19 protein-coding genes are annotated in these 26,172 nt (G+C 66.5%); 6 read left to right on the top strand and 13 right to left on the bottom strand.

Annotated features, from left to right (window positions below; translation table 11 throughout):
• Positions 1-65: 65 nt before the first annotated feature.
• Positions 66-3,542 carry a hypothetical protein gene (locus B6S44_RS03510; protein ID WP_129155345.1) on the bottom strand — a complete coding sequence of 1,159 codons (3,477 nt, stop codon included), beginning with the start codon at positions 3,540-3,542 and terminating at the stop codon, positions 66-68.
• Positions 3,543-3,766: 224 nt separating this feature from the next.
• Between B6S44_RS03510 and B6S44_RS03505 the strand changes: the two genes are divergently transcribed.
• Both B6S44_RS03505 and B6S44_RS03500 read left to right on the top strand, forming a co-directional pair.
• Positions 3,767-4,231: a peroxiredoxin gene (locus B6S44_RS03505; RefSeq protein WP_129155344.1), complete on the top strand. Its 465-nt coding sequence runs from the start codon at positions 3,767-3,769 to the stop codon at positions 4,229-4,231.
• A 149-nt stretch (positions 4,232-4,380) separates the two neighbouring features.
• Positions 4,381-5,658 carry a M23 family metallopeptidase gene (locus tag B6S44_RS03500; RefSeq protein WP_164985707.1) on the top strand — a complete coding sequence of 426 codons (1,278 nt, stop codon included), beginning with the start codon at positions 4,381-4,383 and terminating at the stop codon, positions 5,656-5,658.
• 94 nt (positions 5,659-5,752) lie between these two features.
• On the opposite strand, the gene B6S44_RS03495 is transcribed toward B6S44_RS03500, so the two are convergent.
• From B6S44_RS03495 to B6S44_RS03475, 5 genes are all read right to left on the bottom strand, one after another.
• Positions 5,753-6,862, bottom strand: a complete 1,110-nt coding sequence (locus B6S44_RS03495) for an SGNH/GDSL hydrolase family protein (RefSeq protein WP_129155342.1) — start codon at positions 6,860-6,862, stop codon at positions 5,753-5,755.
• A protein-coding gene (gene prfB, locus B6S44_RS03490; protein WP_129155341.1) for a peptide chain release factor 2 occupies positions 6,859-7,987 on the bottom strand; the annotation gives its coding sequence in 2 pieces (ribosomal slippage) (positions 6,859-7,917 and positions 7,919-7,987; 1,128 coding nt in all). Before prfB ends, B6S44_RS03495 begins: the two co-directional genes overlap by 4 nt.
• Positions 7,988-8,082: 95 nt before the next feature.
• Positions 8,083-8,304 (bottom strand): hypothetical protein, encoded by a 222-nt coding sequence (locus B6S44_RS03485; protein WP_206735069.1) that lies wholly within the window; start codon positions 8,302-8,304, stop codon positions 8,083-8,085.
• 41 nt (positions 8,305-8,345) lie between these two features.
• A complete protein-coding gene (locus B6S44_RS03480) occupies positions 8,346-10,793 on the bottom strand; it encodes a penicillin-binding protein 1A (RefSeq protein WP_129155339.1) in 2,448 nt (815 codons plus the stop codon).
• Positions 10,794-10,949: 156 nt separating this feature from the next.
• Positions 10,950-12,146: an N-acetylmuramoyl-L-alanine amidase gene (locus B6S44_RS03475; RefSeq protein WP_248309418.1), complete on the bottom strand. Its 1,197-nt coding sequence runs from the start codon at positions 12,144-12,146 to the stop codon at positions 10,950-10,952.
• A gap of 710 nt (positions 12,147-12,856) precedes the next feature.
• Here B6S44_RS03475 and B6S44_RS03470 point away from each other — a divergent pair.
• Both B6S44_RS03470 and B6S44_RS03465 read left to right on the top strand, forming a co-directional pair.
• A complete protein-coding gene (locus tag B6S44_RS03470) occupies positions 12,857-15,643 on the top strand; it encodes an Rne/Rng family ribonuclease (RefSeq protein WP_129155337.1) in 2,787 nt (928 codons plus the stop codon).
• 55 nt (positions 15,644-15,698) lie between these two features.
• On the top strand, positions 15,699-16,073 hold the full coding sequence (locus B6S44_RS03465) for a hypothetical protein (RefSeq protein ID WP_129155336.1): 375 nt from the start codon (positions 15,699-15,701) through the stop codon (positions 16,071-16,073).
• Positions 16,074-16,092: 19 nt separating this feature from the next.
• Here the strand turns inward: B6S44_RS03465 and B6S44_RS03460 are convergent, their stop codons facing one another.
• The 7 genes from B6S44_RS03460 to B6S44_RS03430 all read right to left on the bottom strand — a co-directional run bounded on the left by B6S44_RS03460 (position 16,093) and on the right by B6S44_RS03430 (position 23,813).
• Positions 16,093-18,336 (bottom strand): mechanosensitive ion channel family protein, encoded by a 2,244-nt coding sequence (locus B6S44_RS03460; RefSeq protein WP_164985706.1) that lies wholly within the window; start codon positions 18,334-18,336, stop codon positions 16,093-16,095.
• Between the two features lie 68 nt (positions 18,337-18,404).
• Complete coding sequence (locus B6S44_RS03455) at positions 18,405-19,595, bottom strand: pyridoxal phosphate-dependent aminotransferase (protein ID WP_129155334.1); 1,191 nt, start codon at positions 19,593-19,595, stop codon at positions 18,405-18,407.
• Between the two features lie 63 nt (positions 19,596-19,658).
• A complete protein-coding gene (locus tag B6S44_RS03450) occupies positions 19,659-20,225 on the bottom strand; it encodes an ImmA/IrrE family metallo-endopeptidase (protein ID WP_129155333.1) in 567 nt (188 codons plus the stop codon).
• 120 nt (positions 20,226-20,345) lie between these two features.
• Positions 20,346-21,314 (bottom strand): Gfo/Idh/MocA family protein, encoded by a 969-nt coding sequence (locus tag B6S44_RS03445; protein WP_248309417.1) that lies wholly within the window; start codon positions 21,312-21,314, stop codon positions 20,346-20,348.
• 172 nt (positions 21,315-21,486) lie between these two features.
• The gene (locus B6S44_RS03440) at positions 21,487-22,578 is read right to left on the bottom strand and encodes a GGDEF domain-containing protein (protein ID WP_129155332.1); all 1,092 of its coding nucleotides are present in this window, start codon (positions 22,576-22,578) and stop codon (positions 21,487-21,489) included.
• A 372-nt stretch (positions 22,579-22,950) separates the two neighbouring features.
• Positions 22,951-23,418 (bottom strand): DUF2214 domain-containing protein, encoded by a 468-nt coding sequence (locus tag B6S44_RS03435; RefSeq protein WP_129155331.1) that lies wholly within the window; start codon positions 23,416-23,418, stop codon positions 22,951-22,953.
• Positions 23,419-23,423: 5 nt separating this feature from the next.
• Positions 23,424-23,813, bottom strand: a complete 390-nt coding sequence (locus B6S44_RS03430) for a DUF6152 family protein (RefSeq protein ID WP_129155330.1) — start codon at positions 23,811-23,813, stop codon at positions 23,424-23,426.
• Between the two features lie 161 nt (positions 23,814-23,974).
• On the opposite strand from B6S44_RS03430, the gene B6S44_RS03425 reads away from it, so the two are divergent.
• A complete protein-coding gene (locus B6S44_RS03425; protein ID WP_206735068.1) occupies positions 23,975-24,652 on the top strand; it encodes a TenA family protein in 678 nt (225 codons plus the stop codon).
• A gap of 279 nt (positions 24,653-24,931) precedes the next feature.
• Entirely contained in the window at positions 24,932-26,104 is a 1,173-nt protein-coding gene (locus B6S44_RS03420) for an MFS transporter (protein ID WP_282568166.1), read from the top strand.
• Positions 26,105-26,172 lie beyond the last annotated feature (68 nt).

The raw sequence follows: 26,172 nt of genomic DNA, 5'->3' as shown, positions 1-26,172 counted from the left end.
GCCATCGCCAAGCAGAGATGGTTTGAGCGCCCAGCTTGCGCACCGCGAGCTGAGCGCTCCTGTATCTAGCGCTCCGCGGCACCCGGCGCGGGCAATCTGGCGCCGGGGCGCGTCTGCTCAAGCGGCCCGCCGCCAAGCGGATCGACGAAGCGGCGCAGGATGCCGGGTGCGATCGCCGAGAGCGGGTTCACCGTCATCGTCGGCTGGCTGGCTGAACCAGAAACGCGGAAATTCACCGCGAACAGCCCGCCATATTGTCCACCACCGAGGATCATGCCGACCACCGGCACCTGCGCAAAGGCGTTGTTGAAGGCATAGCCCGGTACGAAGGTGCCGCCGATGTCGACGCGGTCGCGGCCATAGTCGACGCTGCCCTGGATGGTGAAGCCGACCTGCTGGCCCCACAGCACCGCGTCGCTGACATCGATCCGGCTGGCGCTGCGCACGAATTCGGCCCTTAGCTTGGTGAAGGCGACATCGCTCGCATCAATGCGCGGGACCGGCGCGCCGGTGCTGTCGAGCGCGTTCGGCGACTGGGAGCCCGGCGGGCCGACGACGCGGCGCAAGGCCGGCTCGTCCCGCACCGTGAAATTGCGCAGGAGCAACTCGCCCGGTTGGCGCCCCTCGCCGGCCCCGAGCTGCAGGATCAGGTCGCCGCCATAGGCGCGGCGATAGAGGTCGAGGAATCGCAAGGTGGCGCCGCCATTCTCCGACTGCATGACCAGTTGGCCGGCGCCCTCGCCCTGCCTGGCCTGCTTGATCGAAAGGTCGGCCTTGCCGATGCGGCCCTGATAAGCGACCGAGCGCAGGGCCCCGTTCCGACGCGAGAGCTTGAGCTGCGAATTGCCGAGCGCCTCATTGTTGAAGCCGGTCAGGATCGGCACGTCGAGGTCGAGATCGAAATCCGGGCCTGATGCAGCGCTCTGGCCACCCCGCGCGCCGCGCGTCGGAGCTGCTGGCGCATCGAACAGATCGCGGATGAAGGGCCGCGCATCGAGCACCGGCCCGCGCACCGAGAGCTTGGTCACGCCGCCGTCGCGCCCGATCTCGACCTTGGTCAGATTGTCGCCGGGCGACAGGCGCAATTGCGAGAAGCTGGCGCTCTCGAAGGCGTTCTGCTTCGTCAGCGAGATGCGGCCTTTGGCCAGCAGCGGCGCGCTCTCGATCGTCAGGTCTTCAAGGTCCGGGCCGTCGTCATCGACGACATAGGTGAAGGCCGCCTTGCCGGCCCGGCCGGCGGGCTTGCTCACCCCCGGTACGCCTGAATCGATCGCGGCCTTGGTCAGGTCGACCTCGACCCGCGGTGGCGCCTCCGGCGTCTTGCCCAACGGCTTGACCACCTTGATCTGCACCGGCCCGCTGATGCCGGTCTCCGGGCCGAAGCCACGCCGCTTGAGCGCGGCATTGTCGAGGGCGAGCGAGACACTCGCCTCGCCCTGGCCCTTGGCGTTCTGCTTGAGCTCGATCGGCGCCTTGTCGCCGCCGACCTTGCCCTCCCCCTTGATTGAAAGCTGGCCGCGATCATAGGTCAGGGCCAGATTGGCACCTTCGAGCTTCTCACCGCCTAGCAGGTTGTCGGAAGCGACATTCGACAGGGCGCCGCTGCTGCGGATCACGACATCGGCGAACTGCAGGTCGTTGACGAGCGGCAAGGAGAGCTGGCTGGTCAAATCGACCGCGCCGCGCAGTGCGCCTGGCTCGATCTTGAGCGGCGAGAATTCACGCAGGGACGGGAAGTTGAGGAGAGCGACGAGAGCATCGGCGGAACCTGTCGACTTGAAGCTCATCCGCGCCTGCGGCCGATCCGCCCAGGTGTCGGACATGGCGAAGGTACCTTCGCTCAGTGTCAGTTTTCGCCCGTCGCCGAGCTCGGCCGTGGCTTGCGGAATCACGAGATCGACAGTGCGGCCAGTCGTCGAACCTACGACGCGCGCATCGGTGAGGAGCGGCAGGCCGGGATTGGGCAGGAAGCTGACCTGCGAGGCCTTCAACGCCACGGCAACGGCGTCGTCGTCCATGCCCTTGCCATTCGCCAGCCTCGCATTCGCCTCCGGCGACATCGTCACCTTGACGTCGATCTCCTCGACCCGCCCGCTCTTGACCATCTCCGTCAGAGCTCCATGCAGCCCGGGCGAGGTCACGGCCGGCCAGACCGCAAGCGCTGCCCGCATATCGGTATCGACCGCCCTGATCTGGAACTGGTGCGAATTCTGGTCGTCGCGCCGACGCGCCATGCCTGAGCCTTCGGCGTTGATCAGCGGCCCCTTGAACGAGAGCTGGCCCATTCGCACCTCACCAGCGCCGGGATCGACATCGATCTGCGTTCTCAGGGCCGAGATCACGACGGCCGCATCTTTGCCGATGCCCGCGACCTGGCCGCCACCATCGAGTACCAGCCGCCAGATGCCGCCTTCGTTCCGCGCCTGCCCGCTGCCGGCGAGTTTGGTTTCCCCGGCCTGGAGTTCGATCGCCGCGACTTTGATCGTCTTGAACCCGTCCTCGCTGCTGAAATCGAGCTTCGCCCCTTGCACCTCGATCGGGTCGAGCCCGGAATTGTGGACACGGACGACGCCCGGCGCGACGGTCAGCCGCGCCGCGAGCTTGCGCTCGCCACTACCTGCCTGGGTCAGCGAAATCTTGCCGCTGAGCGCCATGCCATCCAGCGCGACCATGGCGTTGCCGAAGGCGAGAGCAACAGCCTCGGCCGGCTCGAAGCGCTGGATGTCGACTGTGGCGGTACGCGTACCGTCGGGAGCATTCGACAGATCGATGGCCAGTTCCTTCCAGCGCGGGCCGATCCGTCCCTTCATCGACAGGCGGGCCTGCCCACCGCCGAACCGCTCCAATCTGACATCGACATCTTCAAGGCCGGATCGTTGCCGCCCGGCCGGATCGATCAACGTGACACGAGCCCCGCCAATGCCGGCGACCTCGAGCGAACCGAGCAGGCCCTCGTTCGAGACCAATGCGCCGATCGCATTCATGGCACCGGCGAAAGCGTCCCAATCGACCGGATCACCGGCCACGGGCGTCTTCGATACCTGCTCCGGCTGGACATCCTGCTCCAGCAGCAGCGACCCGTCCTGCCTGACGCCGAGCCGGATATTGACGCCGCGCAGGTCGAGCGAGACCAGGCGGATATTCCCGCGCAACAACGACATCGCGTCGTAGCCGAGGACAGCCTCCGGCGCCCGGAACGACGCCCCGCTGGCGTGCCGAAACGAGACCTCGCGAACCCGCAGGCGCGAACGGCCGTCGACACGATCGAGCTCGGCCTGCTCGGCCGTGACCTTCCAGTTCGGCCCGAGCCGCTCCTCGATGGCCGTGGAGATCCGACCCTCGAGCCCTGACAGGGGAATGAAGCCGCTGACCAGCAAGGCGGCTCCGACAAAACCGAGGGTCACCACCGCAACACAAACGGCCACTGTAATGGTGACGATACCGCGCCAGGCGCGCTTCGCTACGGCGGCGACCTCCTGGCATTCCGCCGCGGAAGTCGCGCCAGATGCGGAGGTAACGCTGATCTTGCTGTTCTCGGTCAAACGGAAACGCTTCTTGTCTTGCTGCTCGAATCGTGCGGATCGATGTAACGGCTCCGGCGGCGGGCCGCCTTGCTGTCCGCATGATGCGCCTGATCCCGGGAGCGGTACAGCAACACGCAAGCTAGCTGATTCGTTCCGGGCGGTTCTGGTCTGTGGTCTGAGCCGGCTTGTCGCAGGCGGCTCGCCCGGCCCTTGCACGTGATCGAGACCAAAGGAAGGCAAAGATGGCGTTGAACGAAGGCATTGCGGCCCCGGACTTCACCTTGCCGACGGATGGCGGCGGCTCGCTCACGCTCTCCAGCCTGCGCGGCGGCAAGGTCGTGCTCTACGCCTATCCGCAGGACGACACGCAAAGCTGTACCAACGAGGCGCTCTCCTTCGACGCACTGCGCGAGGACTTCGCCGCGGCCGGCGCAATAGTGATCGGCATCTCGCCCGATTCGGTGAAGCGCCACGACAAGTTCAAGCAGAAGTACGGCTTGCGGCTCACTCTGGTTTCGGACGAGGAGCGCAAGGCGATCGATGCCTATGGCCTCTGGGTCGAGAAGCAGATGTACGGACGCCACTACATGGGCGTCGAACGCAGCACCTTCCTGATCGATGCGGCGGGCAAGATCGTTCGCGTCTGGGCCAAGGTCAGGGTCAAGGGCCATGCCGAGGACGTGCTCGCAGCAACCCGGGAACTCTGACGCCTGCGAGGCTGAAAGCGGGCGAAACCGACCTTGGTTTGCGATTGATTAACCCTAACAGGGTCTAATCGAACCATCGCAGCGTCAACTCGGTTTTGCGTATGATTCCCTCGGATTCTCGTGCCCACGCTGCCGGCCCCGCACTCCCCGTGACCGGCATCCTGTCTCGCCGTAGCTTTACGATCAGCCGCTCGACCGCGCTGCTCGGGCTGAGCCTGCTGGCGCTGACCACCGCCTGGAGTGGCGCGACGAGCTGGTACATCCTGCGCAAGGACGATCTCGCCGCGCGGCTGATCAGCCGCGAGACCTCGCGCCAATACGCCTATGAGGATCGCATCGCGGCGCTGCGCGCCGATGTCGACCGGCTCGCCAGTCGTGCGTTGCTCGATCAGGACGGGGTCGAGGCCCGCGTCGGCGAGATCGCCACGCGTCAGGCCGAGCTTGAATCGCGGCAGTCCCTGGTCAACGCCGTCACCGAGAGCCTGCAATCGGCCGGTATCGGTGTATCGCAAGCGGCGAAGAACCCGCTCCGCCAGCGCATGATCAAGCCCGAGGAGCCGATCCGTGCCTCCGGCGTCACCAGCTTCGCGCCTTTCACGTCCGGCAAGCCGACACCCGCTCCCGAGACCTTGCCGCTGCGCGGCGCCGACGACCGTCCGGCCCCCTGGCAATCGGGCGAGGCCGAGGAGCCGATACCGCCGGCCAAGCGTGTCGCCGGAGCGCTGATCCAGCTCGATCAATCGATCGAGCGCAGCTCGGCAGCCCAGCTCGCCGCCCTGCGCGACATCGACCGAACCCTCGGCGAGACACAGAAGACGCTGCGTGGCGCGCTCGCAGAGACCCGACTCGACACCGACAAGCTCGCAGCTGCGAGTACTGTTGCAAAGGGCGTCGGCGGACCGCTCGTCCCGCTCAACATCGACCCTGCGGCCGGCCCCTTCGAGGCGACGCTGAGCTCGTTGCAGCCGCGCATAGCGACGGTATTCAGCCTGCGCGGCCTCGCCGAGCGGTTGCCGCTGAACAGGCCGCTCGATGGGGAGCTCGAGCTGAGCTCCAATTATGGCTACCGCGCTGATCCCTTTACCCGCGGAGCCGCCTTGCACACAGGCATGGACCTGCGCGCCGAGCACGGAGCGCCGGTGCGCGCCACTGGCCCGGGAAAGGTCGTGACCGCCGAGTATTCGGGTGGCTACGGCAACATGGTCGAGATCGAGCACGCGAACGGACTCACCACGCGCTACGCTCACATGTCGGCGATCCTGGTCAGCGTAGGCCAGAGCGTGACCAGCGGGAGTCTTGTCGGCCGCGTCGGCTCGACCGGCCGCTCGACCGGCCCGCATCTGCACTACGAAACCCGCCTCGACGGCGATCCGGTCGATCCAAACCGCTTCCTGCGCGCCGGCAACAAGCTCGCCGGGCGGGTCTGAATCATCGCTTCAGGGCGCTCCGGCCGGATCCCAATGACTTCACAGATCGCTGCAGCATTCACATGCAGCGATCTGTTTTTATTCGCGAATCAAGTCAGTGCAAGGCTTCGGCGATAGCGGCGGCCGCGACCTGATGGCCGTACTCGTTCCAATGCGCGTCGGCCTGGAATTCGAAGCGCTTGCCGGCTCTGGCCCATTCGGCGGCGAAGACCGGATGCAGGTCGAGGAAAGCGATACCGTGCTTGCCGGCCATCTCGGCGGCGATCCGGTTGAGCTTCAGCGCTGGGCTGTCGGCCCTGCCGGCATAGATCGCTGCGCGATCGCCATCCATGACGAGCTGGAGCTTCGCCCCGATCGCATCGGCACGCGCCTTCAGCCGGCCGAACAGGTAATCGGTCGCGACGCGAATATCGGCCTCCTGCGCCAACACGCTCGCCACATCGATATTAGCGGCATAACCGCCCTCGCCCGCGGCTTTGGCAGGGCCGAGGATCGCATCGAGCAGCGCCTGCGGCCTGACCTGCCAGCGATAGAGCAGGAAGCGGGCCGTCGCGCTCTGACGGACGAGTTCAAGCCTGCCTGCCCGCCACGGCTCGGGCGCGACCTCGCCGACGACCTTACCGCCTTCGATCTTCAGCTTGAGGAAGCTCGACGTGTAGCGCCCTGGCTTGAAGGCGAAGCTCTCGTCGAAATCGTTATGGACCAGATTCACGACGATCCGGTCGGGACGACGCTGCACGACCTCCCGATCGATCATCTGCAGATATTGGCTGAGCGGCGCGCCTGCGACGCCGAAGCGCTGGACCTCGACCGGCCCCTTGGCAGCCAGCTTGGCGCCAATCGCTTCGGCAAAGCCCCTGTCGAACGGCACCTGCAACGCCTCGACGAAACTGTCGCCGACAAAGGCGATGCGACTGGTCCCCGGCTTGCGTTCGACCGGATAGTCCGCCAGCGGCGAGTTCCAGCCCTGCGCATTGATCTTGAACGGCGCGGCGATCTCGTCACGCACGCGCCAGACGCCGCTCTGCCCCAGTTGGTAGCGCACCACCTCGTTGACGAAGGCATTGCGCGGCACGTCGCTCGCCGGCAGCACGAAACGGAACAGCACCAGCTCGCAGAACAGCAGGAAGACGATGACGCTGCCGGCCGAAACCGCGAGATTGATCAGGATCTCGCGGCCGCGGGAGCGCTTTTTCGGGCTCAATCGATGTCCTCGACTTCGACCTCGGTGCCATAGACGCGCTGCGCCAGCGAGGCCTCCATGAACGGGTCGAGATCACCGTCGAGTACATCGGACGGCGCTGTCGAGCTGACGCCCGTGCGCAGATCCTTCACCAGCTGGTAGGGCTGCAGCACATAGGAGCGGATCTGGTGGCCCCAGCCGATATCGGTCTTGGAGGCCTGCTCGGCATTCGCCTTGTCCTCACGCTTCTTCAGCTCGACCTCGTAGAGGCGAGCACGCAGCATATCCCAGGCCTTGGCTCGGTTCTTGTGCTGCGAGCGTTCCTGCTGGCAGGTCACGGCGATCCCGGTCGGGATATGGGTGATGCGCACCGCCGAATCGGTGGTGTTGATGTGCTGGCCGCCCGCTCCCTGCGCGCGATAGGTGTCGATGCGGCAGTCCGATTCGTTGACCTCGATGACGATCCGGTCGTCGACCACCGGATAGACCCAGACCGATGCAAAGGAGGTCTGCCTGCGCGCATTGGAGTCGAACGGCGAGATGCGCACCAGCCGGTGCACACCCGATTCCGTCTTCAGCCAGCCATAGGCGTTGTGACCCTTGAACTGCAGCGTGGCCGATTTGATGCCGGCCTGGTCGCCGTCCTGGTAGTCGAGCATGTCGACCTTGAACTTCCGCCGCTCGCCCCAGCGCCGATACATGCGCAGCAGCATCTCGGCCCAGTCCTGGCTCTCGGTGCCGCCGGCGCCGGGATGGATCTCGACATAGGTGTCGAGCATGTCGGCTTCGCCCGAAAGCAGCGTTTCGACCTGGCGGCGCGCCGCCTCGACCTCGACGGCCTTGATCGCCGCCTCGCCCTCGGAGACGGTGGCTGCGTCCTCTTCCATCTCGCCGAGCTCGATCAGCGTCAGCGCATCGTCGAGCTCGCGCTCCAGCTTGATGATGCCGTTGATCTGGTCTTCGAGCGAAGTCCGCTCGCGCATCAGCTTCTGCGCGGTCTCGGCGTCGTTCCAGAAATCCGGGCCTTCGGAGAGCGCGTTCAGCTCCGCCAGGCGTCGTTGAGCGACATCCCAGTCAAAGATGCCTCCTCAGCAGTCCGATCGACTGCTTGGCGTTGTCGAGTTGCGTTTGAATCTCTGGGCGCATGATCCTGGATCGAAGTCCTGTGCAGAGGGCTGTTCGGGCGTTGGCATAGAAAGGATGTGCCGCGCTGTAAATGCCTGGCCTTGTCTGGCTGGCGCTCAGAAGCCGCAGGCGAGGCAATGGCGCCCGCCGTCATGGCGGTATTCGGCTTTCCAGCAATGCGGGTCGTCGATATCCGCGTAGTCGAGCCCCGCCGTCAGCGTATAGCGCTTGCGAAAGGGCCGTTCGAGGATCACCAGCAGCTCGCAATGCGGAGGCCAGTCGGCGATCTCCGCGATCCGGTTGCCGCGTGCCAGTTCCGCCCGCAGGATATCCCGCAAAGGCGCGGCGAGCGCCGTTGCCTTGGCGGGAATGGGAGGGCTCAGTAGAGCCCGCCCGTGCCGGAGCCGACCGAGCGACCGCCCGCCGGAGCGACGCTCATCGCCCCGCCCGTGCCGTCGGACGCGCCGATCACCGAATAGCTGTCCGGCGGCGCCGTACCCGGCTTGAACGCTTCCAGGATACCGCCCTCGCCACCGGCGCGCATGCCGGTGCGCGGATCGACCCGGATCAGCTTGATGCCGGGCGGCACGCGGAATGGCGTCGCCGGCTTGTCCTTCAGCGCGACGGTCATGAAATCGCGGAAGATCGGCGCGGCATACTGGCCGGCGGTCGCCGAGTTGCCGAGCGATTTCGGCTTGTCGAAGCCCATATAAACGCCGACGGCGAGGTCCGGCGAGAAGCCGACGAACCAGACGTCCTTGGCGTCGTTGGTGGTGCCGGTCTTGCCGGCGAGCGGCTTGCCGACCGACTTCACCACCGTCGCGGTGCCGGCGTTGACGACGCCTTCCAGCATCGAAACCATCTGGTAGGCGGTCAGCGGGTCGAGCACCTGCTCGCGATTGTCGACCAGGCGCGGCTCACGCTGGTTGGCCCATTTATCGGCCTCGCAGCCCTCGCAGGTACGCTGGTCATGCTTGTAGATCGTCGCGCCCCAACGATCCTGGATGCGGTCGATCAGGGTCGGCCGGATGCGCTTGCCGCCATTGGCCAGCATCGAATAGGCCGCGGTCATCCGCATCACCGTGGTCTCGCCGGCGCCGAGCGACATCGAGAGAACCGGCAGCATGTCGTCATAAATGCCGAAGCGGCGGGCATATTCCGCGATCAGCGGCATGCCGACATCCTTGGCGAGGCGCACCGTCATCAGGTTCTTCGAGAATTGGATGCCGTAACGCAGCGTCCGCGGTCCGGTGAACTTGCCGTCATAGTTGCTCGGCGTCCACATGCCGAGGCCACCGCCCTGGTCGACCTCGATCGGCGCGTCGAGCACGATGCTGGACGGGGTGTAGCCATTGTCGAGCGCCGTCGCATAGACGAAGGGCTTGAACGACGAGCCCGGCTGGCGCAGCGCCTGCGTCGACCGGTTGAACTCCGACTGGTCATGCGAGAAACCGCCGACCATGGCGAGCACGCGGCCCGAGAACGGGTCCATCACGGTGATCGCGCCATTGACCTCGGGCATCTGGCGCAGACGGACCTGGCCGGGCTTGCCGTCGAGTGGCTCGACATAGACGACATCGCCCGCCGAGACGGCCTGCGAGACGCGGGTGCGCCGCGTCCAGCGGATGCCGTCCGGGCCGAGCGTCACCGTCTCGCGCTCCGGCCGGAGCTGGCCCGACGTCTCACGCACTGGCTGCAGGCCGAGGCGGGCGCTGTCACCAGCGACGTCGAGCACGACGGCGAGGCGCCAGGGCTTGACGTCGCCGAGCACCGGCAATTCGGCGATGGCGAGACCCCATTCGCGGCTCGACGCATCGATCTTCTGGATCGCGCCACGCCAGCCGCGCGCCTCGTCGAAGCGTACGAGACCGTCGACCAGCGCCTTGCGCGCCATCAGCTGCATCTTGGGATCGACGGTGGCTCGCACCGAGAGCCCGCCTTCGAGCAGCTTCTTCTCGCCATAGCGATCCTGCAGCTCGCGCCGGATCTCCTCGGCGAAATAGCCGGCGGCGATCTGGTTCGGCGAGACCGTGCGCGGGTTGACGCCCAGCGGCTGCTTCTTGGCAGCCTCGGCATCGGGCCGCTTGAGGAAGCCGTTCTCGGCCATGCGGTCGAGCACATAGTTGCGCCGCTCGATCGCGCGCTCGCGATTGCGGAACGGGTGCAGGTCGGTCGGCGCCTTCGGCAGCGCCGCAAGATAAGCCGCCTCCTGCGCGTTCAACTCGTGCACCGACTTGCCGAAATAGTTCAGCGCGGCTGCGGCGACGCCGTAGCTGCCCTGCCCCGGCGCCGGCGCTCCAAGATAGATCTCATTGAGATAAAGCTCGAGGATCTTGTCCTTGGAATAGGTCGACTCGATGCGCAGCGCGATCAGCGCTTCGCGAATCTTGCGCTCGATGCTCTGTTCCGAACCGACCAGGAAGTTCTTTGCCACCTGCTGGGTGATGGTCGAAGCGCCTTGCGGGCGGCGGCCAGAAGCACGATTGCGGAAGTTCGAGATCGCGGCGCGGGCGAGGCCCTCGGGGTCGACGCCGAAATGCTTGTAGAAGTTCTTGTCCTCGGCCGAGAGGAAGGCGTCGATGATCAGCTTCGGCACTGCCTGGATCGGCAGATAAAGCCGGCGTTCACGCGCGAACTCGGCGATCAGGCTGCCGTCGCCGGCATGGACACGGCTCATCACCGGCGGCTCGTAATTCCGCAGCTGCGCCGAATCGGGCAGGTCCTTGGAGTAGTGCCAGATCACGCCGGCAGCGCCTGCGACGCCGATGACGAACAGGATCGTACCGGCGGCGAACGCCCATCCGAAAAGGCGCAATATGAACCGCATCGAGAATTTTGACCTCGGCTAGCGGCAGTATCGTCGCCCTCCCCCTTACGGCGTCGCGACCTGCCCGGCTGATCTTGAACTCGTCTCTATATCATGGCGGACATGGCGGAACCGTGGCTTTACGACCACAAATCGCCATCTTCGACCACTCCGCCGTCAAGGCTTGCTTTGTGCAGCCTTGCCCGGTGCTTGCAGGCGTTCGAAATACTGGTCGATCGCCTGTTGAACGGCCGAGGCCGCCTGGTTGCGCCAGCCCTCGGAATTCAACAGCTCGGCGTCCTTGGGGCTCGACATGTAGCCGAGTTCGATCAGAACCGACGGCACATCGGGAGCCGTCAATACGCGAAAACCTGCGGAACGCAACGGAACCTTGTGCATTTTGACCGAGCCGCCGAGCCGCTCGACCAGATTTCGCGCGAAGATCGTCGAGAAGCTGCGGGTCTCGCGCCTGGCGAGATCCATCAGGATGCCGGCGACATCATGCACGTCCTCGCTCGAATCGAGGCCAGCGACGGCATCGGCCTGATTTTCCTTCGCTGCCAGTCGTGCCGCCTCGGCGTCGCTCGCACGCTCCGAGCCGGTATAGATGGTGGCGCCACGCACATCCTGCGCCTGTGCCAGCGAATCGGCATGTATCGAGATGAACAGGCTGGCCTCGACTCCGCGCGCGATACGGACACGGTCGCCCAGCGAGATGAAGGTGTCGTCGGAGCGGGTCATGATCACCCGGTAGCGCCCCTGCGCCTCGAGCTGCTCCTTCAGCTTCAGCCCGAAGGCAAGCACGACCGCCTTCTCGGCAATCGCGGCGACCTGGGTGCCAGGGTCGATGCCGCCATGCCCAGGATCGATCACCACGATGCGCCGCGAATCGCCCTCCGCCTTGCGTTCGACCGGAATGCTCGGCAGCTGCGTCTTGGCGGCTTCTTCCCGGGCGAGAGCGGCAAATTCCTCGCGGCTCGTCCGCTTCAATTCGACCGTGAGCTCGCCGAAGCCGCCACGCTGCGGCTTGACCGAGACGCTCGCCACCACGGCCGGCTGCCCCAGGTCGAGGATGATGCGGGCCCGGTCGGCCATGAACAGGCCGTAACGGAAACCGGAGACGAAACCGGCCGACTTGCGACCCTGCTTCGGCTCGATCTGGAAGTTGATAGACGGGAGGTCGACGATGACGCGATCCGGCCCCGCCATCACGGTCGCAGTCGCGGTCACCGGTCGCGACAATGTCAACGTCAACCGGACCGTATCGCCCTGGGCTTCGAGCCGCGCATCGGTGGCGACGGGAGAGTCGCCGGCGCCTCGGCCGGTGTTCGCTGCCGCAGCGGTCGCGAGCAGGCAGCCCAGCGCAACAGCCACGACGAAACGCCGCGCCAGCAGGGCGATTCGGCCGATGCACGCCACAGAAAGGCGAAGCCCGTGCAGCAGGAGAAAGCTCCTCGATTCGCTGGCTCGACGCTTAACGAAGGTTAACCATAGCGCCGCCATTCGTTGACAACCCGTTACCATGCGGCCGTAGCGCCGGGAACCGCCCGCCAAAACTTGGCCACTGTTAACGCGCTTGCAAAAATGCATCGCCTGTCTGTAATGGAGATGGTTGCAACGCGAAGGCTACCGCAGCGCACAAGCTGGGCCATCCAAGCCCGCCAGCGCCCTGCGAACCAGCCGAACGACCGGGTCGGTCAAACCGATCCGCGCCGGCGCGGAGGCAGCCAACAACGGAATCGTCCGCGGACGGGTCTGCGCCAGGCAGCAATCGGCGCCGGTCTTCTGTCTGCGAGCGTGTCAACGCGGTGTGCCTCGTTCCAGAGACATACTGTAGGTCAAAGGTCAGATGTCGGGGCAAACGACGCCGCTTTCCCTTTCGGTGTTTCGTCGAGACCTTTCAGGTGGCGACGGGCTTTTTGCCCGCCCTGCCGCTCGCTCCCGTCGTCGTCTCTTGATCGAATTCCTTCCCCTGCAACATGCCGGCCTGAGCCGGCTGACGCGCGGTGCCCCTGCCCGCGGCCGCGGATTCGCATCCGCAGCCCGGCGGATTGCCAAGGCCGCCGCGCCAATGGATTTGTCCCATGGCCAACAAGATGCTTATCGATGCCACCCACCCGGAAGAGACCCGGGTCGTGGTGTCCCGCGGCTCGCGTATCGAAGAGTTTGATTTCGAATCTGCCAGTCGCAAGCCGCTCCGCGGCAATATCTATCTGGCGAAGGTGACGCGGGTGGAGCCGTCGCTCCAGGCGGCATTCGTCGAATATGGCGGCAATCGCCACGGCTTCCTCGCCTTCTCCGAAATCCACCCTGACTACTATCAGATCCCGATCGCCGACCGGCAGGCCCTCCTCGCCGAGGATGCCCGCGCCGAGCGCGAGGAAGAGCGCGACGAGGAAAAGCGCGAGCGCCGTGGCCGTCGTGGCCGCCGCGATCGTGACGGCCGCGACAACCGCGCCAAGCGCACCGCCGAGAGCGGCGAGACCGTCAGCGCCGAGGTCGAGGCCGGCAATGGTCATGTCGAGACCGACGGCAAGGAAGCCGCGATGGTCAACGAGGGTGCGCCGGCTTTCGGCGATTCGTTCGCCCCGGCCGTCGCCGAATCTAACAGCGAGGACGTCGTCGAGAACGCCGCTCCGCTGACCTTCGAGACCGTTGAGGTCGCCGCTTCGGAAGATGCTGGCGAGGAGACGCAGGCGCGCCGGCCGTCTCAGGACGACGAGAACGGCGATGACGAGAATGGCGGCGAAGAGGCGCAGGAAGAGCCCGAGCAGCTCGGTGGCGGCGACGCCCTCGACGATATCGCCGAGCGACCGCATCGCCATTCGCGCCGTCAGTACAAGATCCAGGAGGTGATCAAGCGCCGCCAGATCATCCTGGTCCAGGTCGTCAAGGAAGAGCGCGGCAACAAGGGCGCGGCCCTCACCACCTATCTCTCGCTCGCCGGCCGCTATTCCGTGCTGATGCCGAACACCGGCAAGGGCGGCGGCATCTCGCGCAAGATCACCAATGCCGAGGACCGCAAGCGCCTGAAGGAGATCGCCCAGGAGCTGGAGGTGCCGGAGGGGATGGGCATCATCCTGCGCACCGCCGGCGCCTCCCGCACCAAGCCGGAGATCAGGCGCGACTACGAATATCTGATGCGGATGTGGGAGAGCGTGCGCGAGCTGACGCTCGGCTCGGTCGCCCCGGCGCTGGTCTATGAGGAGGGCAACCTCGTCAAGCGCTCGATCCGCGACCTCTACAACAAGGACATCGACGAGGTTCACGTCGCCGGCGAGAACGCCTATCGCGAGGCGAAGGACTTCATGCGCATGCTCATGCCGAGCCATGCCAAGAGCGTGAAGCCCTATCGCGAACAGACCCCGCTCTTTGCCGCCTTCGGTGTCGAGAGCCAGCTCGACGCGATGTTCTCGAACACCGTCACGCTGAAGTCGGGCGGCTACATCGTCATCAACCAGACCGAGGCGCTGGTCGCGATCGACATCAACTCCGGGCGTTCGACCCGCGAGCACAATATCGAGGACACCGCCCTCAAGACCAATCTCGAAGCGGCAGAGGAGATCTCCCGCCAGCTGCGCCTGCGCGACCTCGCCGGTCTCATCGTGATCGACTTCATCGACATGGAGGAGAACCGCAACAACCGCGCGGTCGAGAAGAAGCTGAAGGAGTGCCTGAAGAACGATCGGGCCCGCATCCAGGTCGGTCGCATCTCGGCCTTCGGCCTGCTCGAGATGTCGCGCCAGCGCATCCGCACCGGCGTGCTCGAGAGCTCCTCGGTGCCCTGCCCGCACTGCGCCGGCGCCGGCCTCGTCCGCTCGACGCCGTCGATCGCGCTGCAGATCCTGCGCGCGCTCGAGGAAGCGCTGATCAAGAGCGCTTCGCATAACCTCGAGGTCCGCACCCGGCCGGAGGTCGCGCTCTATGTGCTCAACCAGAAGCGCGCTCATCTGCGCGACCTGGAAGAACGCTTCAACATCGCCATCATCGTCTCGGCCGATGCCGCCCTGCTCGGCACCCGCTATTTCGAGGTCGAGCGCGGCGAGTTCGTCGGCAACGAGAACCGCGTCGTGCCGGTGTCGAGCATGCGCGCCGAGGCGATCATCGACGAGCCGGAGGACGACGATGTCGTCGAGGAAGAAGCCGAGGTCGAGGTCGAGGTCGAGATTGCGAGCGAGGCCGACGGCGAGACCGCGGCTGAGCCGCGCGCCGCTGCCGACGGCGAAAGCCAGGAGAGCCGCGACGGTCGGCGTCGGCGTCGGCGTCGGCGTCGCCGGCGGGGTGGCGAGCGTGACGGGCAGGACCAGCAGGGCGCTGCCGAGGGCGACGACCAGGCCGAAGGCGATGAAGACGACTCCGGCGAGGACGAGAACGCTGCTCCGGCTCCCGTCGCCGTTGCCGCCGAGGACGCTTCGGCCGTGACCGAAGCGCCTGCTCCGGAACCTGAGGCCGACGCCAAGCCGAAGCGCGCACGCCGCGGCCGCGCCAAGAAGGCCGAAGCGGAGGCTGAAACCGTCGAAGCCCCCAAGGAAGCTGCAAAGGAAGCTGTAAAGGAAGCTGTAAAGGAAGCTGCCAAGGCAGTGGAGAGCGCGGACGAGAGCGTCGCCGAACCGGCCGAGAAGCCGAAGCGCAGCCGCTCGCGCAAGAAGGTCGTGCCGATCACCGAGGATGGTGTCGCCGCTGCCCCTGCCGAGGTGGCGCCTGCGCCCGAACCGGCTGCGCCCGTGGTCGCGGTTGCACCGGAGCCAGTCGTCGAGGCGCCGCCCGCCCCTCGCGTGATCGAGGAGCCGGTCGCGGTCGTGCTGACCCCGCCCGATCCGGATCGACCCAAGCGCGGCGGCTGGTGGAACAAGCTGGCCGGTCGCAAGTAGAAATCAGGGCCGTCGCGAGCACTCGCGGCGGCCTTTTTCATTGCGGGAGGAAGGAATGCGGCCGCCGCGAAGCCGTGAGGGCCTGGTGGTGAGGGCGGTCGCCTGCGCCGGTCTGCTCGGTCTTGCCTGGCTCGCCCAGCAGATTATCGGCTGGCTCGGTGTCGGCCTGCTCGGCCTGTTCACCCTCTTCGTCGCGGTCCGTTACGAGCTGGAGGGCAACCTGCCGGTCGGTCCGCAGATGACGCCTGACCTCTATGCCAGCCAGTTCCACAAGCACGGCCGCGAGCACGAGGCCGAGCGGGCCGGCCAGCGCCATGAATGGGTGGGCCAGCTCTCCGCCGCCCGTCTCGCCGCCGGCATCGGTGCCTTGCTGGCGCTGATCGGCTTCGGCTTCTTCCTCATGCTGGAGTTCGGGCAGTCATCCGGTTGAGGCCAACTGCGCTCCCGGGTCATTCAGCTGCCGGCACCAGCGGCGTCGGCGGTGGCACTGCCGCAATCGCCGCGGCGGCGCTCTTGCCGCCCCCCTCCTTCACCGTGACCGCATTGGAGGCGAACGGCACCTCGGCCTCGTTCAACCCACGATAGACCCGCTTCAGCGCCTCGCGCTGCAGCATCGAGGCCTGGTTCGGCTTGCCGGTGAACTTCAGCCTGATCACGATGGCCGCATCGGTGATGTCGGCGACGCCCTGCATCTTGAGCTGGGCGATGAAATGCGGCCCGTATTCCGGGTCCTCCAGCAAGGCCAGCCCGACCTTCTTGATCGTCTTGCGCGCCTTCTCGATATCAGCGGAGTGGTCGAGCCTGACGTTGAACTTCACCGTCGCCCAGTCGCGGCTGGCGTTGGTCAGCGACTGCACCTGGCCGAACGGGACGGTGTGAATCTGTCCGCTCTGGTGGCGCAACTGCATCGAACGCAGCGAGATCTTCTCGACCGTGCCCTTGAGCCGGCCGGTATCGACATATTCGCCGACGCGGAAGGCATCTTCCAGCATGAAGAAGAAGCCGGAGACGATGTCGCGCACCAGCGCCTGCGAGCCGAAGGAAATGGCGAGGCCGAGAATGCCGAAGCCGGCGAGCAGCGGCCCGATATCGACGCCGAGCCGCGACAGGAGCACCAATGCGGTCAGCCCGATCACGGCGGCGAGCACGACGCCGCGCAGGACAGGCAGCACCGTCGCCAGCCGCGACGGCACATGGTCGTGCGATACGGCGTCTTCGTCGCCCGGCAGGCTGGCGGTCGGCTTGGGCGTATAGGCGTCGAAGAAGCTGCGCAGAAAGACGATCGTCACCCAGCCGCCGAAGGCGAGGACGGCGACGCCACCGGCCTGGCGCATCAGTACGGCGAACTGGTCGGAGCTGACGCCGAACAGGAAACCCGCCCAGAGCCTTGCCAGCAGATAGAAGCCGCCGGCCCAGATCGCGCCACCGGCCGCAGCGCGCAGGGCGTGGCCGGTCGCGAGCGAAAGCGGCGCCGTCTCGCCCATCGCCGCCGCATGCGCCTGCCGGCAGGCCATCAGGCTGGTGATGCCGACGGCCAGGATCGGCGCCAGCACGATGATGAACTGCGTCAGTGCGGCGGCTTCCGCCCAGCGCGCCCCACCCTCCATCATCGAGGATGCATTACCGACCATCCAGATCAGCACGGCGAGTGCGGCATAGAGCCAACCCGTCGTCAGGGCGATCACGCGGCGCGCCGGCCCGGGCTCATGCGCTGAACCGAGGATGAGCGCCGCAAGATCGTGCCGCGCATCGATGAACCACCAGACTTTGAACAAGGTCGAGACAATGCCGACCAGAGCGAACAGCCCGACGACGGCTCCGGGGCCGGTGGCATGCTGGATCGACACCGTCGCCGTCAGCAGGATGGGCGTGAGAATGCCGAAGAAGATCAGGAATTTGAAAGCCCGCTCGGCCCGCGGCAGCGGCATGACCCGACGTTCCGGGGCACCGGGAGCGAGCAGGAAGCGTCCGAGGATCAGATATCCGGCACCGATGGTGAGGCCGTTGGCGATCGTGCGCAGCACCATGTGGGCGAGGTCGGGCTCCGGCAGCCAGAATCTACGCACCGCATGCAGCACTACGAGCCAGAGCCCGAGCGTCACCAGATCCTGCAGCAGGCCCCAGGAGGAAGCGATCAGGCGCGGCGTGAACTCCGGCCCTTGCGGCTGCAGCCGGCGTGTGAACCAACTTTTGGTCGCGAGTCGGAACAGCCCGGCCACGGTGAACGCGAGTACGAGACCTACTGCAAGCCACCAGCCGGCCGAACCATTGCGGTTCTGCGCCCAGGCGCTACGCCAGGCATCCGGTATCTGGGCAAGGCGCGGTATGGCGGCGAGGCCTTGCGACACGCCATCGACGAAATGATCCCAGAACGCCTCGGCTGGGGTTTCATCCTCTGCCGGAGCGTTGCTCGACGATGCCGGCATCGCCGCACCTGCCGATGCCGGTGCCGGTGCCGCAGGAGCGGCAGCTGCTTCGCCCTTGCCGGCGATCCTGATCTCGACCTTGCGCCCACCGACTGACAGGGCATCGACAAGCTTGCGCACCGTCTCGGGTGTCTCATCGCCGCGCAGGGTCAGCACGGTCGACGAGTCCGTCTTGGCGTGCTGCGCCACGGCCGGCAGCGGGACTGCGACAGCGCCAGCCAGCAGCGCCGCCCCGCACAACGCCATGGTCTTCAGCCAATTCCGCATCGCGACCATGTCCTGCCCCCAAGCCGGATCAGATTGAGTCCGCCGCGTCACCTTGGCAAGCACCCGCTTTAGCGCGTCTTCAGCCAGCGCCCCATGCGGGCGACCGCCTCTTCACATTCGGCCAACGACCCGGCGAAGGAAAGCCTCACGGTCCGCGCGCCGCGCCCCTCGTCGAAATCGAGCCCGGGCGTGATCGCGACGCCGGCGTTTTCGAGAGCATCCCGGCAGAAGCTCATGGAATCGTTCGAATATCGCCCGATGTCGAGATAGATGTAGAAGGCCCCGTCTACGGGGAGGAAATCGCCGAGCCCGATCTCCGGCAGCGCCTTCAGAAGATAGGCACGGTTCTCGGCGTAGCCGGTCTTGATCGCCTCGCATTCCATGGTCGCGTCGAAGGCGGCCTCGCCGGCGACCTGACTGAGCATCGGCACCGAGATCGAGAAATTCTGCTGCAGCCGCTCGATCGTGCGCACCAGCCGCTCCGGCACCACCAGCCAGCCGACCCGCCAGCCCGTCATGCAGTAGTACTTCGAGAAGGAGTTGACGATGATCGCGTCCGGATCGGCGGCGAGCGCCGTCGTCGCTGGCCGCTCATAGGTCAGGCCGTGATAGATCTCGTCGGAGATGTACCAGAGCCCGAGCCGCCGGCACTCGGCCGCGACCGCGGCGATCGCTTCGGGCGCCATCACCACGCCTGTCGGATTGGCCGGGCTCATCGTCAGCACGCCGGCGAGCGGCTTCTCGGCATGGGCCCGGGCGATCAGCTCAGGCGTCAACGCGTAGCGCGTCTCCGGCCCGACCGGGATCGCGACCGGCTCGAGCCCAAGCGCGATCAGGATGTTGCGATAGGCCGGATAGCCCGGCGCCGTGATGGCGATGCGCGCGCCCGGCTCGAAACAGGCGAGAAAGCTCAGGATGAAGCCGCCGGATGAGCCGGTCGTGACGACGACGCGCTCGGCCGGGACCTCGACGCCGTAAGTGTCGCGATAGTGCCGAGCGATCCGGGCCCTGAGCGAGCCGATGCCGAGCGCCTGGGTATAGCCAATGCGGCCATCGTACAAAGCGCGGGCCGCGGCCGCCCGGATACTGGCCGGCGTCGCCGCCGAAGGCTGCCCGACCTCCATATGCACGACAGAGCCGCCGCGCCGCTCGATCGCCTCGGCCGCATTCATCACGTCCATGACGATGAAAGGCGAGACGCCTTGTGCCCGGGCGGCGGGCTTCGGTGTCGGCGGCAGGCCCGGAACGGCGATGGTCATGGCAGCCTCGATGATCGTCACGTTGCCCGAGCCATGCCCCGCGAGCGCGCCGACCGCAAGCGGCTAGAGATCGAGGCTGGCCTGTCGCAAAGGCAGGGCCCGCGCACTCTCGCCGGAGCGCAACTCGCTATGACGCACGATCGCCGCGCTCATGCTGACCCGATAACGTTCGCTCAGCGCGGTCGCATCGAGCTGGCGCACGGCCGGCGTATCCGGAATCAGGAACGCGGCCGCATAGCGCCGCGCCTGGTATTCCATCGACCGCAGCTTCGCCGAGACCCGCTCGGCCCGCCCACCGGCCGGCGCGCGGTTGAGATTGCCGTCATGGCCGAGCAGCGCGTGGCCGACCTCGTGCGCCACCGTCATCAGCGCCCTGCCCTCGCCGCGATTTGCCGCCTGGAACACGCTTTCCGGAATCAACAAGCGCTTGGCTTGCGAATCCCACTGCGCCTCGGCCTCGCCGAGCGAACCATCGGGCACCTGCTCATAGGAAAACTCCGGGTAGCGCGCCTTGAGCCTGGCCAGCAGCGTCATGGCATCGACGGCCTGATCGTCGGCAAAGCCGAGTCCGCGCCGATGCGCCAAGGCGCGGGCGTCGATCTGGGTGTCGGTGAGGAAGGCATGGCGCATCGGCAGGCCTCCTGAGCCCGCCGATCATAGCCCTCCTGGCATGTCGCCTCAATGAAGGCAGCGCGCCTTGCGTTCAGACGGATTGGTTGAACGACAAGGAGCCGCGCCACTCAGGAGATGTCAGCTCGTCAGGACCCCCTCGACGATCTCCTGCACGTTGAGCGCCTCTTCCAGCGTCGCCAGCTGATGCACCTCTCCACGCGCCAGCTTCGCCACGCCTTCAAGCTGCCGCTTCAACGCGACCGGCCGTGCCTCGAGCTGCGTCAACGCACCCGGAGCGCGCTGCCAGGACCCGTCCGGCTGGCGCTGCTCAGCCAGCGACCAGTCGCAGAGCCTGACGGCACCACCCTCGCCTTCCAGCGTCCAGATGTTGTGATCGTCCTTCTGGGTCGTGCCGACACTGCCGATGAGGGCCACGGGGATGTCGCCGGCCATCAATCGCGCCTCGATCCGGCGCTCCGACTTGCCTGCTTCCGGGAAGGACGCGCTCGCCTTAAGCCCATGCAGCGCCCCGCCGAGCCGGCGGCTCAGGAAGAGGAAATGCGAGACGACCTCGCGGGTGAAGCCGCCCTGCTCGCGCCGGTCGAGCCAGCCGGCCGCATCGGCCTGCCAGGAGCGTGGCCAGGTCGCGAAGGCGACCTCGATCGAGATCCGCCTGTTGCCGCCGACAGCTCCGGCCTCGATCCAGTCCTGCAGTTGCGCAATCGCAGGCGACGAAGCGAAGGGGAAGTTGACCGCGCCCCGCGCTCCCGCTTCGGCGATGAAAGCGCGGGAATCGGCGACGTCGATTGCGAGCGGCTTTTCACAGAATACGGTTCTGCCGGCCGCGAGCGCGGCGCGCGCATGGCCGAGATGGGAGGCCGGCGGCGAGGCGATGTAGACGCAATCGCTCGCCGCTATCGCCGATGCCGCATCGGCCAGGCGCGCGACCTGCGGCAGCTCCTGTGCGATCCGGGCCATCGCCTCGGCCGACGGGTCCCAGATCCCGGCGGCACGCACGAGCTCGGGCGCCTGCGCCAGGATCGCGCGCAGCATGCGTTCGCCCATGATGCCGGCGCCGATCAGGCCGATGGAAACGGGTTCGGACATGGGAATTCTCTCATCGCGGCAGGAGGAACGCCGCATAGCAGCTCGGCGATGGGCGCGGCTAGAGCCGGATCCGATCAGGCTGAACCAGCCTGATCGGTGAATCCGTCTCTCACTTTTTGGATAGAGACCGTTTTTCCGATCAGCTTGCTGTGCAAGCTGATCGGAACGGGCTCTAGCCCGCCAGGCGCTCGCCGCTCTCTCCCAACTCGACCCGGTTCCGGCCCGAGGCCTTCCCGGCATAGAGCGCCGCGTCGGCACGCCGATAGAGATCGACGGCCGTCTCCTTCCCGTCGAAGCCGACGGCCCCCATGCTGACGGTGATGTATTGCGCAGTCGGCGAGGCCGCGTGCTCGATCCTGAGGTCGGCGATCGCCTGCGCCACCTGCTCCAGCCGCTCCTGCGCCTTCTCCGGCGTGGTGTCGTAGAGGAATAGGCCGAATTCCTCGCCGCCCAGCCGGCCGACCATATCCATCGGTCGGCGCAGCGTGCCATCGACGGCGCGGGCGATCAGCGCCAGCGCGATGTCGCCGGCCTGATGGCCGTAACGGTCGTTGTAGCGCTTGAAATGGTCGACATCGAGCACAGCGAAGACGACCGGTACGCGGTCGCGCCGCGCCTGCAGGAGCACCATGGCGACATGCTCCTCGAAGCCGCGACGGTTGGCGATTCCGGTCAGAGCATCCGACATCGCCCGGCTGTGCAGCATGCGGCGCAGCAGGAACTGGTCGCGCTCGGCCCGTTCTCGCAGCCAGGCGCCGACCGCGCTGACGAAGACGGCGAAGAACAGCAGGATCGACAGCCGGCCATGTTCGGCCAACTGCGCCGGCTCGAGCATGACGAAGCCGAGCGCGGTGGTGAATACGGCGATCAGCAAGGCGACGCCAAGGCTTTGGAAGAAGGTCAGCCCGACTGGAAGGAACACGGCGGCGATGATCACGAGCTGGGCGATGTCCGCCTGCGGCAGGCCACGCAATTTGTACATGTTGGCGATGAAGGCGCAGGTCACACCGATCAACGTCAGCGCCAGCATGGTGAGGTGGTGATAGGAGCGTGCGTGCCGGTTGCGGCGCACGATCCAGACCAGCCGCAGGATCACGGCGAGCGTCCCCAGCCGAAGCGCGATGGCAAGCTCGACCAAACCATCGCCGGTTGCGATCATGGTGATGTTGTCGAGCCGCGTCAGGTCGAGCCCGATGAAGGTCAACCAGATGCCAAGCGCCGTGATCAGGCAGACGAGCGTGCTGCTGCGCTGTCCGGTGCGCATGTGCTGCCGATACTCGCGTTCCAGCGTAGGTTCGAAACCAAGGCCATCGAAACCACGCGCCGGCGCCGCGCCGCTCGACGCTTCGCTCGCCGGTTCGGCGTGCCTGGAGATCGGATCGTGGCGTGGGGCGTGCACGCGCAGGAAGATGGCCGCGACACACTAATTTCGCTTTGACGCATCACCGGCGACGCACAGCTTTCACCGCACAGGGTTTCGCGTCCCTTTTCGCTATTCGGCTCATTTGAGCGAATCCGCCGGCTGAGGCGCTTGACCCTCCACCAGACGGAAACGCTACGACGCTGCCATGACCGGCCAGCGCTACAATGGTGGTGGATCAACGACGCGATGACGGCGCTCGTGGTCTGAAAGCCGTCACAGAAACCCGATCCAGCGCCCGGCGACCAGCACGCAAAGCCAGAGCGCGGCCGACAGGGCGGCGAGCAGGCGCACCTTCAGGCCGATCCCGCCGCCCGCCAGCGCCGGCTTCAAACCGCGATGCTGGAGCGCGATATTGCCTAGCGCCAGGGCGAGCAGGCCGAGCTTGATGAGAAAGGCAGTGTTCCCCAGATACTCGCCCGGCTTCACCGTGAACAGCCAGAGGCCGGTCGTGAGCGCGAGCACGAACCCGCAGGCGGCCGTCCTGATCAGGACCGGCCCGATTAGCGGCAGCGCAGAGGCACGCAGCACCCCGGCCAGCCTGAGGTCGAGCGGCAGGATCGCCCCGAGCAGCAGGCCGATGCCGAGAATGTGCGCGGCGTTGACGAAGAGATAGGCCGTGCCGGAGCGCTGCAGCAGCACCGCGCCCGGCCAGTTGCCGAGCCAGTCGAGAAGCGCAGACACGGCGCTCAGTTCGTTTTGATCCGCTCCGGATACATATCGTAGTTCTTGCCGCCGATGGTGATGCGCACAGCCTTCATCTGCTTCTTGCTGGCATCCTGATGGCGGTTACCAAGCACGGTGATGGCGTCGCCCGGCTTGGCCGTCTCGGCGGTGAAATTGGCCCGCGCCGTCTGGTTCGGATTACCGAGATCGATCTGCCAGACGACACCGTCCGCCGCGGCGACCTGCAGCGTCGGATGCGGCGGCGCCATTGAGATCGAGCGGATCGTGCCCTTGAGCTCGCTCTGCTCGTCGACCGCCCAGCCCCAGCCATGATGCGCCAACGCAGGCGCAGCGAACCCGGAAGCCAACACACTGCAGATGAAGCTGCGTCGGCCGATCACGGAATTGACCATCGCCAAACCCTCCTGGCTGTCTGAACAAGGGCAAGGTTAACCCGATGCCGGCCGCCTGTCGCCGTCATGACGGATCAAACCTGCGTCAGTTGTCGCGCGCGGCCCGCCGCCGGTTGCGCTATGACTGCCGCGCGAATCCCGTCCCCAAGGAAACCCAGGTCGTGGACATCTTCGACAGATTGAAAACCGCTGCCACGGCCGACTGGACATCCTATGTCGAGCACGACTTCGTCCGGCAGATGGGCGACGGCTCGCTGCCGGAGGCCGCGTTCCAGACCTACCTCGTCCAGGACTATCTCTTCCTGATCCAGTTCGCCCGCGCCTATGCGCTGGCGACCTATAAGAGCCGCAACCTCGCCGACATGCGTGCCGCCAAGGCCGGGCTCTCGGCGATCCTCGACCTCGAAATGGATTTGCATGTCCGGCTCTGCGAGCGCTGGGGCCTGTCACCCGCTGATCTGGAAGCCGCGCCCGAGCACCAGGCGACGGTCGCCTATACCCGCTTCGTGCTCGATTGCGGGCAGGCCGGCGACCTGCTCGATCTTCACGTGGCGCTCGCGCCTTGCGTCATCGGCTATGCCGAGATCGGTGCCCGCCTCGCCGCCGGGCTGGGGCCAGCGCTCGCGCCCCACCCCTATCGCGACTGGATCGGCGAATATGCCGGCGAGCCTTATCAGCAGGTCGCCCGCGACGCCCGCCACCATCTCGACGCCCTCGCCGCCCGCGCCATGACCGAAGCGCGCTTCAGCGAGCTCGCGGCCCTGTTCGGCCAGGCCTCAAGGCTGGAAGCCGATTTCTGGCAGATGGGACTGGAGGCGACGGCGCGGGCCGCAAAGTAGCGGCGAAGGGGTCGGGGCTTACGGCGCAGCCCGCCGCTCGAAGTCGGTCCAAACAGGATCGTACGGCAGCGGTATCAGCCGCCGCATGCATCTGGTGCAGGCCCGTCCGCCCATCACCGGCCTCGACTGGTCTCCTGCATTGCCGGAAGACCAATCCAACGCCGCAACCCTCCGGCGCGCCTGTTCGGATGCCGGAGGAGATAAGCCCGCATCGATGAGGCCGGGGGACCTGGTTTGAAGCTGCCATTGTGGGGGAGCGCCCTGAGCGCGACTCTCCTCGTGCAAGTCGTGAGCTCGTTCGCCGCGGCCGCGATCCCGCTGCTTGGGCCGATCCTGACGCTGCGCTGGGGTCTGGCGCCTGAAAACATCGGCTATGTCTCGGCCGTCGTCTCGGTCGGTATCTGCTGGTTTCTGGCATGCGGCGGCCCGATGCTCGATCATCACGGCCCCATTCGCACTTTGCAGCTTGGTCTGATCTTTGTCGCCGCAGGCCTGGCGCTCCTGTCGCAGCCGGCCATTTCGCTCGGGCTCGCCGGAGCGCTGCTCGTGGGTCTGGGGCTGGCGCCCAATACGCCCGCCGGCAGTCAGGTCCTGATGCGCACCGCGCCGACCGGACATCGTACGCTGATCTTCTCGATCAAGCAGGCGGGCGTGCCGCTCGGCGGGGCGATTGCCGGCACTACAGTCGCGCCCTTGGTCCTGGCATTCGGCTTCACCGGCGCGGTTTCGGCCGTCATCGCCATCGTGCTTGCCTGCACCGTGCTGGTCCAAGCCCTTCAGCCGCGGCTCGATGCGGAACGGGGCCCGCGGAACAAGGGCTGGCCCCGCCTGTTCCTGTCGCCTTCATCGCTGACGAGAGCGGCCCGCATCATCAACGCCCATCCGGGCCTGCCGATGCTCACCGCTATCGGCGTTTCGTTCTCGATCACACAGGCCTGCATTACGGCCTTCACCGCGACCTACATGGTCATCCAACATGGCGCGAGCCTGGCCCAGGCCGGGCTCTACATGTCGGTGCTGCTTGCGACGAGCACGGTCGCGCGCATCGTCTTCGGATGGCTGGCAGACCGGTTGGGATCGGGCCTTCTGCTTCTGTCCGTTCTGGCGCTGGCCGCTGGCGGCGCAATCCTGCTGCTGGTGTGGTCCGCCACAGCAAGCCCCTGGCTGGTCTATGGCTGCATGGCGCTTGTCGGGGCGACATCGATGGGATGGAACGGGGTCCATATGGCCGAGCTCGCCAGGGTTTCACCGCTCGCGAGCATTGGTGATGTGACGTCGAGCGCCAGCATGTTCGGCTTCATCGGCTCGATCTGCGGACCGTTGGTGTTCGCCATGCTCGCCAGCAAGACCGGAAGCTTCACCTGGCCCTTCGTTCTCGTCGCCGGTCAGTTGATCGCCTTCGGGGCGTTCGCCCTTGCCATCGAACGGTTCGTCTACCAATCGCGTAGATGAGAGGCGCAGTGCGCCCCAGTAGCCCCAGGGCCGGCCGCTCGATACCGATAGCTGACGTTCGACACCTC

The organism is Allobosea sp. Tri-44, from assembly GCF_004123845.1.
Taxonomy (GTDB): Bacteria; Pseudomonadota; Alphaproteobacteria; order Rhizobiales; family Beijerinckiaceae; genus Allobosea.
This window is presented reverse-complemented; position numbering and strand designations above follow the sequence as displayed.

Excerpts from the sequence above, each read along its gene's own strand:
- B6S44_RS03480 (WP_129155339.1), bottom strand. The coding sequence starts at position 10,793 with ATGCGGTTCATATTGCGCCTTTTCGGATGGGCGTTCGCCGCCGGTACG.
- B6S44_RS03430 (WP_129155330.1), bottom strand. The coding sequence starts at position 23,813 with ATGGTCAATTCCGTGATCGGCCGACGCAGCTTCATCTGCAGTGTGTTG.
- B6S44_RS03465 (WP_129155336.1), top strand. The coding sequence starts at position 15,699 with ATGCGGCCGCCGCGAAGCCGTGAGGGCCTGGTGGTGAGGGCGGTCGCC.
- B6S44_RS03440 (WP_129155332.1), bottom strand. The coding sequence starts at position 22,578 with ATGCGCACCGGACAGCGCAGCAGCACGCTCGTCTGCCTGATCACGGCG.
- B6S44_RS03470 (WP_129155337.1), top strand. The coding sequence starts at position 12,857 with ATGGCCAACAAGATGCTTATCGATGCCACCCACCCGGAAGAGACCCGG.
- B6S44_RS03445 (WP_248309417.1), bottom strand. The coding sequence starts at position 21,314 with ATGTCCGAACCCGTTTCCATCGGCCTGATCGGCGCCGGCATCATGGGC.
- B6S44_RS03460 (WP_164985706.1), bottom strand. The coding sequence starts at position 18,336 with ATGCGGAATTGGCTGAAGACCATGGCGTTGTGCGGGGCGGCGCTGCTG.
- B6S44_RS03455 (WP_129155334.1), bottom strand. The coding sequence starts at position 19,595 with ATGACCATCGCCGTTCCGGGCCTGCCGCCGACACCGAAGCCCGCCGCC.
- B6S44_RS03450 (WP_129155333.1), bottom strand. The coding sequence starts at position 20,225 with ATGCGCCATGCCTTCCTCACCGACACCCAGATCGACGCCCGCGCCTTG.
- B6S44_RS03505 (WP_129155344.1), top strand. The coding sequence starts at position 3,767 with ATGGCGTTGAACGAAGGCATTGCGGCCCCGGACTTCACCTTGCCGACG.